The 13,133-nt window shown below is 71.4% G+C and carries 13 protein-coding genes and 1 tRNA gene; 3 read left to right on the forward strand and 11 right to left on the reverse strand.

Annotation, left to right across the window (positions count from 1 at the left end; genetic code table 11):
* Positions 1-273 precede the first annotated feature (273 nt).
* The 7 genes from pth to IE99_RS30100 all read right to left on the reverse strand — a co-directional run bounded on the left by pth (position 274) and on the right by IE99_RS30100 (position 5,486).
* Positions 274-849 (reverse strand): aminoacyl-tRNA hydrolase, encoded by a 576-nt coding sequence (pth, locus tag IE99_RS0107105; protein ID WP_425423801.1) that lies wholly within the window; start codon positions 847-849, stop codon positions 274-276.
* Between the two features lie 94 nt (positions 850-943).
* Entirely contained in the window at positions 944-1,558 is a 615-nt protein-coding gene (locus IE99_RS0107110) for a 50S ribosomal protein L25/general stress protein Ctc (RefSeq protein WP_030165476.1), read from the reverse strand.
* A 282-nt stretch (positions 1,559-1,840) separates the two neighbouring features.
* The gene (locus IE99_RS0107115; RefSeq protein WP_030165479.1) at positions 1,841-2,821 is read right to left on the reverse strand and encodes a ribose-phosphate diphosphokinase; all 981 of its coding nucleotides are present in this window, start codon (positions 2,819-2,821) and stop codon (positions 1,841-1,843) included.
* Positions 2,822-3,011: 190 nt separating this feature from the next.
* Positions 3,012-4,478: a bifunctional UDP-N-acetylglucosamine diphosphorylase/glucosamine-1-phosphate N-acetyltransferase GlmU gene (glmU, locus tag IE99_RS0107120; RefSeq protein WP_030165482.1), complete on the reverse strand. Its 1,467-nt coding sequence runs from the start codon at positions 4,476-4,478 to the stop codon at positions 3,012-3,014.
* A 150-nt stretch (positions 4,479-4,628) separates the two neighbouring features.
* Positions 4,629-4,700: transfer RNA gene (locus tag IE99_RS0107125), tRNA-Gln, on the reverse strand.
* 84 nt (positions 4,701-4,784) lie between these two features.
* A complete protein-coding gene (locus IE99_RS30095; RefSeq protein WP_157610102.1) occupies positions 4,785-5,258 on the reverse strand; it encodes a hypothetical protein in 474 nt (157 codons plus the stop codon).
* Positions 5,259-5,282: 24 nt separating this feature from the next.
* Positions 5,283-5,486, reverse strand: a complete 204-nt coding sequence (locus tag IE99_RS30100) for a helix-turn-helix domain-containing protein (protein WP_051712155.1) — start codon at positions 5,484-5,486, stop codon at positions 5,283-5,285.
* Positions 5,487-5,756: 270 nt separating this feature from the next.
* On the opposite strand from IE99_RS30100, the gene IE99_RS0107135 reads away from it, so the two are divergent.
* Both IE99_RS0107135 and IE99_RS0107140 read left to right on the forward strand, forming a co-directional pair.
* Positions 5,757-6,710: an acyl-CoA desaturase gene (locus IE99_RS0107135; protein WP_030165486.1), complete on the forward strand. Its 954-nt coding sequence runs from the start codon at positions 5,757-5,759 to the stop codon at positions 6,708-6,710.
* Between the two features lie 17 nt (positions 6,711-6,727).
* A complete protein-coding gene (locus IE99_RS0107140; protein WP_245623092.1) occupies positions 6,728-7,543 on the forward strand; it encodes a TetR/AcrR family transcriptional regulator in 816 nt (271 codons plus the stop codon).
* Between the two features lie 163 nt (positions 7,544-7,706).
* Here IE99_RS0107140 and IE99_RS0107145 read toward each other — a convergent pair whose 3' ends face one another.
* Positions 7,707-8,498 (reverse strand): trans-aconitate 2-methyltransferase, encoded by a 792-nt coding sequence (locus IE99_RS0107145; RefSeq protein WP_030165492.1) that lies wholly within the window; start codon positions 8,496-8,498, stop codon positions 7,707-7,709.
* Between the two features lie 119 nt (positions 8,499-8,617).
* On the opposite strand from IE99_RS0107145, the gene IE99_RS0107150 reads away from it, so the two are divergent.
* Complete coding sequence (locus IE99_RS0107150) at positions 8,618-9,124, forward strand: MarR family winged helix-turn-helix transcriptional regulator (RefSeq protein WP_030165495.1); 507 nt, start codon at positions 8,618-8,620, stop codon at positions 9,122-9,124.
* Positions 9,125-9,142: 18 nt separating this feature from the next.
* On the opposite strand, the gene IE99_RS0107155 is transcribed toward IE99_RS0107150, so the two are convergent.
* From IE99_RS0107155 to IE99_RS0107165, 3 genes are all read right to left on the reverse strand, one after another.
* A complete protein-coding gene (locus IE99_RS0107155; RefSeq protein ID WP_030165498.1) occupies positions 9,143-10,924 on the reverse strand; it encodes an ABC-F family ATP-binding cassette domain-containing protein in 1,782 nt (593 codons plus the stop codon).
* Positions 10,925-11,011: 87 nt separating this feature from the next.
* A complete protein-coding gene (locus IE99_RS0107160) occupies positions 11,012-11,950 on the reverse strand; it encodes a 4-(cytidine 5'-diphospho)-2-C-methyl-D-erythritol kinase (RefSeq protein WP_245623112.1) in 939 nt (312 codons plus the stop codon).
* A gap of 52 nt (positions 11,951-12,002) precedes the next feature.
* Positions 12,003-13,109, reverse strand: coding sequence for a glycoside hydrolase family 26 protein (locus tag IE99_RS0107165; RefSeq protein WP_051712160.1), 1,107 nt, complete (start codon positions 13,107-13,109; stop codon positions 12,003-12,005).
* Positions 13,110-13,133 lie beyond the last annotated feature (24 nt).

Consider the following 13,133-nt stretch of genomic DNA (forward strand, 5'->3'; position numbering starts at 1 on the left):
TCCCCTGTAACACGGGCTCCGTAATGCACGATTCACACCGAAGACGGCTGAAGGTCGCTCCAGGTTCACACGCCGCTTGAACCTCTTCGGGCCTGCATCTTACGTGCAGTTTGCCGTCGTCACGGCCATACCGCACGCATCGCCCGTACCTCCCTCGCGCGCCGCTCCCGCACCGGCCGAATCACCGCGACCGACCACGAAAACGCCCCCGGCGCCACCACGCCACCCATTGGCCGGATCGGGCCACATCCAGCCCCATGTCCCACCGGCCCGTCACGGAGCGTGGAAACGGTTCTGGGCGGGCTCCAGCCCCTCCGTCAGCAGAACCTCCACCGCGTCCGCCGCCCGATCCAGCTCGAGCGGCAGATCCCTCCGCTCCACCGCCGCGAAGTCCTTCAGAACGAACGCCGCCGCGTCCATCCGGCCCGGCGGACGCCCCACCCCGAACCGCACCCGCGGATACTCCTTCGACCCCAGCGACTTCGTGATCGACCGCAACCCGTTGTGGCCGCCGTCGCCGCCCCCCACCTTCAGCCGCACCGCGCCGAACGGGATGTCCAGCTCGTCGTGCACCACCACCACCCGCTCCAGCGGAACCTTGTAGAAGTCCCGCAACCCCTTCACCGGCCCACCCGACTCGTTCATGAACGACCGCGGCTTCGCCAGCACCACCCGCACCCCCGCCAGCCGCCCCTCCACGACCTCCGCCCGCGCCCGATGCGCCTTGAACCGCGCCCCGGCCCGCCCCGCCAGCTCGTCCAGCACCATGAACCCCGCGTTGTGCCGATTCCCCGCATACCCCGGCCCCGGATTCCCGAGCCCCACCACCAGCCACAGATCCCCGCTCACCACACCCTCCTCCGCCTCGGAGAACAACGACGGCCCCCGCCGGTGCGCACACCGGCGGGGGCCGTACCAAGAACAACGCGATCGGACGGCCGGGCTACTCGCCCTCGGCCTCGCCCTCACCCTCGGCGGCCTCCGCCGCACCCTCAGCCTCACCGGCCGGCTCCGTCGACACCGTCGCGTCCACGATCTGGACGATCAGCGTCTCCTCGTCGGCCTGCAGCGTCGCGCCCGACGGCAGCTTCAGGTCCTTCGCCAGAACCTGCGTGTCGACGGCCAGACCCGTCACATCGACATCGACCGACTCCGGAATGTGCGTCGCCTCGGCCTCGATCGACACCTGAACCTCGGCCTGCACGATCCGGCCGCCCGGGACCACGTCGCCGACCACGTTCACCGGCAGGTCGACGACGACCTTCTCGCCCCGCTTCACCAGCAGCAGGTCGACGTGCTCCAGGAACCCCTTCACCGGGTCCCGCTGCACGTCCTTCGGCAGCGCCAGCTCCGTGCCCGAACCGAGGCCGTCCAGCGTCAGCAGCACGTTCGGCGTCTTCAGCGCGAGCATCAGCTCGTGCCCCGGCAGCGCGATGTGCTGCGGGTCGGTGCCGTGACCATAGAGGACGGCGGGCACCTTGCCGGCCCGGCGGGTCCGCCGCGCGGCCCCCTTACCGAACTCGGTGCGCGGTTCGGCGGCGATGCGTACCTCGGACACGGCGAAAACTCCTCGTTGTTGCGATCCACGGCCGTCCGGCATTGGACGTCCGCTACGGACAAGCGAATCAGGCGATGCTCGATGCGTCGGGCGCCTCGAAGATTCTTTTGCGTTCCCCGGGGAGCACGAGACCTGTGCCGGAACCGCACTGAACGACCCGGGGCATACGCTGATTCGCCAAGTCTAGCCGATCGCCGCAACGCCCGACGCCAGCGGGGGCGGACGCGCACGTGCCCGGCACCACCCCGCGGCGGCACCGGGCACGTGAACGGACGGCGAACCTCAGCTGTGCCCGCCGAACAGGCTCGTCACCGACCCGTCGCTGAACACCTCGTGGATGGCCCGCGCCACCAGCGGCGCGATCGACAGCACCGTCAGCTTGTCGAACTGCTTCTCCTCCGGGATCGGCAGCGTGTCCGTCAGGACCACCTCCGAGACCCGCGAGTTCTTCAGCCGGTCCACCGCCGGGCCCGACAGGACCCCGTGCGTCGCCGCCACCACGACCTTCGCCGCGCCCTGGTCGAACAGCGCGTCCGCCGCCTTCACGATCGTCCCGCCGGTGTCGATCATGTCGTCGACCACCACGCAGGTCCGGCCCTTCACCTCGCCCACGACGTCGAAGACCTTCACCTCGTTCGCCACGTCCGGGTCGCGCTTCTTGTGGATGATCGCCATCGGCACACCGCCGAGCCGGTCGCTCCACCGCTCCGTCACCCGCACCCGGCCCGCGTCCGGCGCCACCACCGTCACCCGCGAGGTGTCCAGCCGGCTCTCGAAGTGCTGCGCCAGCAGGTCCAGCGCGAACAGATGATCCACCGGCCCGTCGAAGAACCCCTGGATCTGCGCCGTGTGCAGATCCACCGTGATCAGCCGGTCCGCCCCCGCCGTCTTGAACAGGTCGGCCATCAGCCGCGCCGAGATCGGCTCCCGCCCGCGGTGCTTCTTGTCCTGCCGGGCGTAGCCGAAGAACGGCGCCACCACCGTGATCCGCTCCGCCGACGCGCGCTTCAGCGCGTCCACCATGATCAGCTGCTCCATGATCCACTGATTGATGGGCGCGGTGTGGCTCTGGATCACGAACGCGTCGGAGCCGCGCACCGACTCCAGGAAGCGCACGAACGTCTCACCGTTCGCGAAGTCGTACGCGGACGTCGGCGTCAGGTCGACGTGAAGCTCGTCGGCCACCGCCTTCGCCAGGTCCGGGTGGGCTCGGCCGCTGAAGAGCATCATCTTCTTCTGGCCACTCGCCTTGATCCCACTCACCTCTGACAACTCCCCCTCAATGGAACGGTGTTACACACGTGGGCCGAATGTCCCCACTCCCCGGGCAGCACGAGAATCGTCTCCACCGCACGGGACGTCTGTTGTCAATGGGGGACGCCGGTGTCCCGCCACACCCCGCCGAACGGCGGGGAGATCTCGATGGCGGGCGCACCCGCCCGCCGCGCCGCCCTCAGGCCCCACCCGGGGCGCCGTCGCCCGGCGTGTCCTCACCCGCGGCGCGCGCCCGGCGCGCCGCCTCCGCCGCCGGCGACCCCGGCCGCTTCCGCTCCACCCAGCCCTCGATGTTCCGCTGCCGCGCCCGCGCCACGCCCATCGCCCCCGGCGGGACGTCCTGGACGATCACCGAGCCGGCCGCGGTGTACGCGCCGTCCCCGATCTCCACCGGCGCGACGATCATGTTGTCGCTGCCCACCTTCACATGCGACCCGATCACCGACTGGTGCTTCTCCACACCGTCGTAGTTCACGAACACCGAACTCGCGCCGATGTTCGAGTACTCCCCGATCTCGGCGTCCCCGACGTACGTGAGGTGCGGCACCTTCGTGCCCTCGCCGATCTCGGCGGCCTTCGTCTCCACGTACGTGCCGACCTTGGCCTTGCGCCCGAGACGCGTCCCAGGTCGAAGATAGGCGAACGGGCCGACCGAGGCGTCCGGCCCGATCTCCGCCTGGACGCACACCGCGTTGATCACCACCGCGCCCGCGCCGACCCGCGTATCGGTCAGCGTGCAGTTCGGGCCGACCCTCGCGCCCGCCTCGACGCGCGTCGCCCCGTGCAGCTGCGTGCCGGGCAGGATCTCCGCATCCGCCTCCAGCGTCACCTGCGCGTCCACCCATGTGGACGAGGGATCCACGACCGTCACCCCGGCCCGCATGTGGGCCTCCAGGATCCGGTCGTTCAGCTGCCGCCGCGCCTGTGCCAGCTGCACCTTGTCGTTCACGCCCTGGGTCTCGACCCAGTCGGCCACGAGGTGCGCCCCGGCGCGATGTCCGTCACCCCGGACGATCGCCACCACGTCGGTGAGATACTCCTCACCGTTCGCGTTATCCGTGGTCACCCGCTTGAGGGCGTCGGCCAGCAGCGCCCCGTCGAACGCGTACATCCCGACGTTGATCTCGCGGATGGCCCGCTGCGCCTCGTCGGCGTCCTTGTGCTCCACGATCGCCTGCACGGACCCGTCGGCCCCGCGCACCATGCGCCCGTACCCGGTCGCGTCCGGCATCTCCGTGGTCAGGACGGTCGCCGCGTTCCCCTCGGCCTCATGCGTCCGGACGAGGTCGGCGAGGGTCTCCCCCCGCAGCAGCGGATGGTCGCCGTTGGTGACCACGACGGTCCCCCGCAGGGCGCCGACCTGCTCCAGGACCATCCGGACCGCGTGCCCCGTACCGCCCTGCCGCTCCTGGACGACGGTCTCCGCGTCCGGCGCGTGCTGCGCCAGATGCTCGACGACCTGCTCGCGCCGGTGCCCGACGACCACGAGCGTCCGCTCGGGCTCGAGCCCGGCCGCGGCGGCCAGCACGTGCCCGAGCATCGACCGCCCGCACAGCTCGTGCAGGACCTTCGAGGTACGGGACTTCATCCGGGTGCCCTCGCCGGCGGCGAGGACGATGACGGCAGCCGGGCGGCTAGCGCTCACTAGGAGGCTCCTCGGCATCGCGAACGGGATCGTCGGAAGGGCGCCCACCTGCCACGTCGGGGCACGACAGGCCCGGCACACCCACACCGGAAGGATACCGCCCGCCCCCACCCCCGCATCCCCCGCCCCAGGAAGGGGCAAATCGGGCAGCTCCGACGCCAGGACTCGAACCTGGAATATGGGGACCAAAACCCCAAGTGTTGCCAATTACACCACGTCGGACTAAACGGACATCTCCGGTGAGTCCCTGACACGCCGGAGCGCCCGGGCGTTCGCCCGGGCGCTCTCCAACATACCGAACAGACGTCACGGCCCTGCACTGGTTTCCGGCAGGCGGTGACGGCGGGCGGCCATCGCACGGATGGTCTCATCGGACCTGCTGTCGAGACGCGCGTGAGCCGCATCCGCGCCAAGCATCGTGCCGTAGGCCCAGCCCTCGATGCGCCTGTAGAGCTCGGCGCTCCGACGGACGCTGATCTGCAGGCACCCCCGGTACCCGTCGACGAGGTTCTTCCGAGTGGTTCGAGGGTTGTGCCGCTTGATGGTCGGCTTCCGGAACCTCTCGACCGGAGCATTGACCAACTCCGCCCAGAACCTGGTCGCGCCCTCGATATCGGCCGTCACGTGAATACTGACCCGGAAGTCGATGTCATCGGGCGGCACACCTGCGGCCGCAAGGAAGCGCAGGAAGAAGATCACCAGAGCCGGATCGCTGTTGATGAACTTCACGACCTCGGTTCGGCGGTAGATCTTGTCTTTCGTTCCTTCGCACCAGTACACCAGCGCACCGATGATGTGGATCTGCTAGGGCTCCCACCGTCCTCTCCATGCGTTGGCCACGCGCTCCTGGGAGTAGCCCTTGCGCGGCGGGGCGGGGATGTCCCGGAGCCACAGCGAGCAGGTGCTGATGGAGATGTCGAGGGAGCCCGCGATCTCGCGGTAGGTCCAGCCCTGGCGGCGGAGTTCGATGGCCTTCGGCTTGAGTTCGTCCCGGACTTCGTCCGGCATTGGTCCCGTCATGAGTCGCACACCAGTGCGAATCTTGACTCACCGCTGTTGTTTCATTACTCAATGCAATTTGCCCTGATTCGTCGGAGATTTCCGCGCGTCCCTGGGTAGTGCTCTGCCAGGACGTCCATGACCCCGCCGGCATCGCGAAGCGAACTCTGGACGGTGGAGACGTTCGTTCCGAATTTACCTGGGTACGGGTACTAACCTACGCGACCGTAGGTTACGGTGGCGTAGGTATGACCCCCTAGTCGCAGGAAGCGGTGACCTATGACGACAGCCCCTACCGTCGAGTCCGCGAGACCACAGAAACGTCCGGAGATCGAGGCCGAGAAGCGCGGCAACGCCGAGCGCGTGCTGATCGGCGTGTTCACGGGTGTGCCGTTCCTGGCGCTGTTCGCGGTGGTGCCGCTGGCGTGGGGCTCGTTCCTCGGCTGGACGGACGTGGTGCTCACGGCAGTGTTCTATCTGCTGTCGGCGGGCGGGATCACGGTGGGGTACCACCGGTATTTCACGCACGGGTCGTTCAAGGCGAAGCGGCCGCTGAAGATCTTCATGGCGCTGGCGGGGGGCCTCGCGATGGAGGGGCCGGTCATCACGTGGGTGGCCGATCACCGGCGGCACCACAAGCACTCCGACAAGGAGATGGACCCGCATTCGCCGTGGCGGTTCGGGGACGACTGGAAGGGCCTCGCGAAGGGCCTGGCGTGGGCGCACTACGGATGGCTGTTCGACGCGAACCGGACGTCGAAGGAGCGGTTCGCCAAGGACCTGCTGAATGACAGGGACCTCGTCCGGATCCATAAGGCGTTCCCGTGGCTGGTGGCGGTGTCGTTCCTGCTTCCGGCGGCGATCGGCGGGCTGGTGACGATGTCGTGGGCCGGGTTCCTGACCGCGCTCTTCTGGGCGGGGTTCGTCCGCATCACGCTGGTCCACCATGTGACGTGGTCGATCAACTCGATCTGCCACACGTTCGGCGAGGAGCACTTCTCGGTGCGGGACAGGTCGCGGAACGTGTGGTGGCTGGCGATCCCGTCGCTGGGCGAGTCGTGGCACAACCTGCACCACTGCGATCCGACGTGCGCGCGGCACGGGGTGCTGAAGGGGCAGGTCGACATCAGCGCCCGGATCATCTGGGCGTTCGAGAAGGCGGGCTGGGCGTCGGACGTCCGGTGGCCGGACCCGGAGCGGCTCGCCGCGCGACGGACCGAGCGCGCCGCTTGACCGTCACAATTGATGGCGTGACAGAACCCGCGCCCCGGACCCGCAGGAAGCGGATGACCGGCAAGGAACGCCGCGAGCAGCTGCTGGACATCGGGCGGACGCTCTTCGCCGAGCGTGGCCTGGACGGGACCTCGGTGGAGGAGATCGCGTCGGCGGCCGGGGTGTCGAAGCCCGTGGTGTACGAGCACTTCGGCGGTAAAGAGGGCTTGTACGCGGTCGTGGTGGACCGGGAGTTCGAGCGGCTGCTGGCCCTGGTCACGGAGTCGCTGACCTCGGCGCGGCATTACCGGGGGAAGCTGGAGAAGGCCGCTCTGGGGCTCCTGGAGTACATCGAGGTGCATCCGGACGGGTTCCGGATCCTGGTGCGCGACTCGCACGGCGGGACGGGGACGGGCAGCTACGCGAGCCTGCTGAGCGAGATCGCCGGCGAGGTGGAGTACATCCTCGCGCAGGAGTTCGACCGGCACGACTATGACGACAAGTTCGCGCCGATGTACGCGCAGATGCTGGTCGGGATGGTGGCGCTGACCGGGCAGTGGTGGCTGGACGTGCGCAAGCCGAAGCGCGAGGAGGTGGCGGCGCACGTGGTGAATCTGGCGTGGAACGGGCTTTCCGGATTGGAGCCGCGTCCGTCGCTGGATCCGCGCCGGCGGCGCAAGGAGCGGGAGCGGCTGAAGCAGCGGGCGGAGAAGGCGGCGGGCAAGGCGCTGAAGGCCGAGGAGAAGGCGGCGGCGCGGGCGGAGAGGGCGCAGCGGAAGAGGGGCCCGGAGGTGGAGCCGTTCCTCGGCGAGGCGGGGCCGGTTCTCGGGAGCGGGGCGGATCCGTCGGTGTGACCCGGAAACCGGTGGCCGTCCGGAGTTCGTCCGGGCCGGCCACCGGCCGGGGTCGCCGGTCTCGGGTCGCGAGCCGGGGTCGTACGGGAAGGCCGCCCGCCTTCGGAATCGCGCACCGCAGGGGAACGAGTCGCTTCCTCCGGCGGGCGGGCGGCCCCCCGGTCTAGGGGCTCTTCCGGCGGGCGATGACGAAGACGCGCCGGAAGGGGAACACGGTGCCGTGGTCGGTCGGGGGGTAGGCCGCGCGGAGGCGGTCGCGGTAGTCGTCGACGAATTCCCGGGCCTCGGCGGGGTCGAGGGCGGTGAGGATGGGGCGCAGTGCGGTGCCCTTGGCCCATGCGAGGACGGGGTCGTCGCCGGTGAGGAGCTGGGTGTAGGTCGTTTCCCAGGTGTCCACGGTGCAGCCGTGGCGGTGGAGGATGTCGAGGTACTCGGCGGGTTCGAGGACGGTCTGTGCGCCGATGCCGCTGAGCCTGGCCCGCCATCGCGGGGATTCGCAGAGGTCGCGGAGGGCGGTGTGGCTGGGGGCGTTCTGGTTGCCGGGGACCTGGAAGGCCAGGTGGCCGCCGGGCGCCAGGGCTGCGGCCCAGTGCGGGAGCAGGGCGGGGTGGCCGGGGATCCAGTGCAGGACGGCGTTGGAGACGATGAGGTCGACCGGCTGGTGCGGACGCCAGGTCGTGACGTCCGCGACGCGGAAGGCGAGCCGGCCGGGGATCTCGTGGGCCCTGGCCTTGGCGATCATCTCGGGTGCGGAGTCGATCGCGTCGATGACGGCGTCCGGCCACCGCTCGGTCAGGGTGGCGGTGAGGGCGCCGGTGCCGCAGCCGAGGTCGGTGATGCGGCGCGGGTCGGCGGCGCGGATCCGTTCGACCAGGTCGGTGAACGGCCGGGCGCGCTCCGCACTGAAGATCCCGTACTGCGCGGGATCCCACCGGGGCTCGGCTTGTCTCGACATCAAGAGAGAGCATGCCCCGCTTCTCTCTTGATGTCAAGAATCTTGAGATCAAGCTGCCGAACGTCCGGCACGCCCGGCCGGCCCAGGAGTCTCGATATCAAGACATGTAAGGTGTGCGCATGAAGGATGAGGTCGACCGGCTGGTCGAGGCCTGGAACGCGGAGCGCCCGGACCTCGACGTCCGGCCGCTGCACGTCCTCAGCCGGGTCTCGCGGCTGGCGCGGCACCTCGACCGCGCGCGGCGGTCCGTGTTCGTCGACCACGACCTGGAGTCGTGGGAGTTCGACGTCCTGACGGCGCTGCGCCGCGCGGGCGCGCCCTACGAGCTGAGCCCGGGGCGGCTGCTGCGGGCGACGCTCGTCACGTCGGGGACGATGACGAACCGCATCGACCGGCTCGCCGCCGCCGGGCTGGTGGAGCGGCACCCGGACCCGCAGGACAAGCGGGGCGTGCTGGTGCGGCTCACGCGGGCGGGGCTGACGCTGGTCGACGCGGCGTTCGCCGACCTGCTCGACCGGGAGTACGCGATCCTGGACGCCCTGAGCCCGGACGAGCGGGACGTGCTGGCGAACCTGCTGCGGACGCTGCTGATCCCGTTCGACACGGAGTCGAGCCCGCCCGTCTAGCCCGGTCCCGGCGGGTGGTCAGTCCACGTCCTCGGCGAGCATCAGCCACTGCTCCTCGACCTCGGCGGCCTCCGCCTGGAGTTCCCTGAGGCGCCCGTCCAGCTCCTGCAGCCGCCCGTAGTCGGTGGCGTGCTCGGCGAGCCGCTCGTGCAGTTCGGCCTGCTGCGCGGCGAGCTTCTCCAGGCGGCGTTCGAGGCGGTCGAGTTCCTTGCGGGCCTTCCAGTCCTGGCCGCCCTTGGGTTTGGCGGCGGGTGCCGCCGGTCGCGCCGCCGCGGAGCCGCGCGTGGGCGCGGCGGCGGCGCGGATGGACGCGGTACCCGCGGCGCGGCGCTCGAGGTACTCGTCGACGCCGCGCGGCAGGTGGGTGACCTTGCCGTCGCCGAGGAGGGCGACGACGTTGTCGGTGATGCGCTCCAGGAAGTACCGGTCGTGGCTGACGACGATGAGGGTTCCGGGCCAGCCGTCGAGGAGGTCTTCCAGTTCGGTGAGGGTCTCGATGTCGAGGTCGTTGGTGGGCTCGTCGAGGAGCATGACGTTGGGTTCGCCCATGAGGAGGCGGAGCATCTGGAGGCGGCGGCGCTCGCCGCCGGACAGGTCGCCGACCGGCGTCCACTGCCGGTCGCCGGCGAAGCCGAGGCGTTCGAGGAGCTGGCTCGCGGTCCACTCGCGCTTGCCGACGGTGATGCGGCGCTGGATCTCCTCCACCGACTCCAGGACCCGGCGGGCGGGGTCGAGTTCCTCCAGGTTCTGCGACAGGTGCGCGAGCTGGACCGTCCTGCCCTGGACGACCTCGCCCGACACGGCGCCGACGGTGCCGTCGAGGAGGCGGAGCAGGGTGCTCTTGCCGCTGCCGTTGACGCCCACCAGGCCGACGCGGTCGCCGGGGCCGATCCGCCAGGTCATGCGCTCGAACAGGGCGCGGCCGCCGACCTCGACGGTGACGTCCTCGATGTCGTAGACGGTCTTGCCGAGGCGCGCCGCGGCGAACCGGGTCAGTTCGACGGAGTCGCGCAGCGGCGGCTCGTCCGCGATCAGGGCCTGGGCGGCGTCGACGCGGAACTTGGGCTTGGACGTGCGGGCCTGGGGGCCGCGGCGCAGCCAGGCGAGTTCCTTGCGCAGGAGGTTCTGGCGCTTCGCCTCGGTCGCGGCGGCGATCCGGGCGCGTTCGGCCTTCGCGAGGACGTAGGCGGAGTAGCCGCCCTCGTAGCGTTCGACGCGGCCGTCCACGACCTCCCAGGTGCGGTCGGTGACCTCGTCGAGGAACCAGCGGTCGTGGGTGACGACGAGGAGCGCGACGCGGCGGCCCCGCAGGTGGCGGGCGAGCCAGTCGATGGCCTCGATGTCGAGGTGGTTGGTGGGCTCGTCCAGGATCAGGAGGTCGGACTCGGGGACGAGGAGGCACGCGAGCGCGACGCGGCGCCGCTCGCCGCCGGACATGCCCTCGATGGGCGCGTCGAGGTCGAGGTCGCCGAGCAGCCCCGCGAGGACGTCGCGGACGCGCGTGTCGCCCGCCCATTCGTGTTCGGGCCGGTCGCCGATCACGACGGACCGGACGGTGGCGTCCGGGGGGAACTCGTCGCGCTGGGTCAGGTGGCCGAGCCGGACGCCGCGGGCGTGCGTGACCCGTCCGCCGTCGGGTTCGGTGCGGCGGGCGAGGAGGGACGCGAGCGTGCTCTTGCCACCGCCGTTGCGGCCGACGACGCCGACGCGGTCGCCCTCGTCGATCCCGAGGGACACCGCGTCGAGGAGCGGCTTCGGGCCGTAGGCCTTGGTGACGTTCTCAACATTGATCAGGTTCACGACGCCTCCAAGGTTAGGGCCACCCGTGAACACCTCGGACACCGCCCGGACGGCCGCCGCCCCGTCCGCCCGGGAATGCGCGGGAGATCAGAGCGGGGTCGCGCCCGGGACCGGCCCGGTGGCCCGGAGGACCTGCGCCGCGACGTCCGCCGCGTCCAGGGCCGCCGCGACGTCGTCGGCGTCCTCCCCGGAGCCCGCGAGGAACGCGCAGGTCGGCCCGGAGCCCGACACGAGGGCGCCGAGCGCGCCCGCGTCCCGGCCGGCGGCGAGCGTCCGGGCCAGGGACGGGCGCAGCGACAGCGCGGCGGGCTGCAGGTCGTTCGCGAGGGCCGCGCCGAGGGCCTTCGCGTCGCCGGTCGCCAGCGCCGCCATCAGCGCGTCCGACACCGCCGGGTCGGGGGCGGGCTCCCCCGCCGCGTCGCGGAGCCGGTCGCACTCGCCGTAGACGGCGGGCGTGGACAGGCCCCCGTCGGCCGTCGCGAACACCCAGTGGAACGGGCCGCGCGCGAGCGCCGGAGTGAGCCGCTCGCCGCGCCCGACGCCGACCGCGGTCCCGCCGAGCAGCGCGAACGGGACGTCGCTGCCGAGCTCGGCGCCGAGGGCGAGGAGGTCGTCGCGGGTGAGGGCGGGGGCGTCCCGGTCGTCCCAGAGCCGGGCGCAGGCGACGAGCGCGGCGGCGGCGTCGGCGCTGCCGCCCGCCATGCCGCCCGCGACGGGGATCGCCTTCCGGATCAACAGCGACACGTGCGGTTCGACGCCCAGCCGCGCCGCGACGAGCCGCGCGGCGCGGGCCGCGAGGTTGCCGTCGCCCACGGGGACGCCGCCGATGTCGACGCGGGACCGCGGCGCCGCCCGGACGGTGATCTCCAGCCGGTCGGCGGGCGCGGCGGTCACCTCGTCGAACAGCGACACGGCGTGGAACACGTTGACGAGGTCGTGGTACCCGTCGCCGCGCAGCGGCCCCACCGCGAGCTGCAGATTGACCTTGGCGGGGACGCGAACGCTCACTGCGGAAGTCACGTGCAGCAACCCTAGGGCAGGTCCGGCACCGCTCCGGGCGGCGCCCCCCGGAGGCCGGTCAGCCGCTCGTCACCGGCAGGTTGCGGGGGTTGAAGTACGGGGTGGTGGCGAACTCGCGGAGGGCGGAGACCGCCTGCGCGTCGCCCGTCACCGCGTACATGCGGCGCTTGTCGCGGGGCTCCTCGGCCTGTTCGTCGGAGTTGAAGTAGACGACGGCCTTCACCTGCGGGTCCTGGAGGGTCCGGGCGGCGGCGCGGAGCCATTCGGCGCGGCGGCGGTCGTAGGACTTCGGGACGCCGAACTCGGCGATCATGATGGGCTTGGGGCGTTCCCGGGCCCATTCCAGGAACAGCTTCATCGCCTCGGACAGGTCACGGTAGTCGTAGTTGCCGCCGGGCTGGGCGTCGGCGCAGATCCAGTCGACCTCGCCGTCGCCCGGGTAGTAGGCGGGGGCGTTGCGGGAGCCGAAGCCGCCGGCGCTGGGGCACCAGACCCACGCGACGTTGTCGACCCGCTCCGCCTTGAAGATCGCGCGCATGTGCTTCCAGGCGGCGACGAACGCGGCCGGGGAGTGGACGCGCTTTTCCTGGCTCTCCTTGTCCATGTCGCGGGACCAGCGCAGGAACACCGGCTTGCCGGTGGCCTTGATCGCGCGTGCCCGCTCCCGGATCAGGCCGTCGTGGGCGCCCCGGACGATCTCCTCGGTATCGGCACCCGCCCAGGTCAGCAGCAGGTACCGGTCGCTCGCGAGGACGGACGCGTCGAACCGGGACGGGAACGACGACTTCCAGCCCCGGTAGCTCTGCGCGATGTCGAGGCGCCGTCCGAGCTCGCCCTCGAAGGCGGTGAGCGGCGCCATGCCGGGCCTGCCGGCCTCCTCGCCGTCCCGGCCGCCGGAGGGGCTCGCCGACGGGCTCTCCGCCGGCCCGTCCTCGCGCGGGGCGTCCGCCGGCGGCACCCAGGCGCCGAAGTAGGCGCCCTGGACGGGCGGGGTCGGCGCCACGCCCGCGCGGGCCGTCGTGGTGATCTTCGGTGTGGCGCCCGCGCCGCTGCCGCAGCCCGCCGCGGCCGTCGCCACGGCGACCAGCGCCCCGGCCGCGAGCAGCGCCACCGTGACGATCGGTGCCCTGCCGGGCCGCACCGTCCGCGCACGCGCCTTCAGCATCGTTCTCCGCATCTTCGGGATTTC

The sequence above is a fragment of the Spirillospora albida genome (genome assembly GCF_000718255.1).
Classification (GTDB): domain Bacteria; phylum Actinomycetota; class Actinomycetes; order Streptosporangiales; family Streptosporangiaceae; genus Spirillospora; species Spirillospora albida.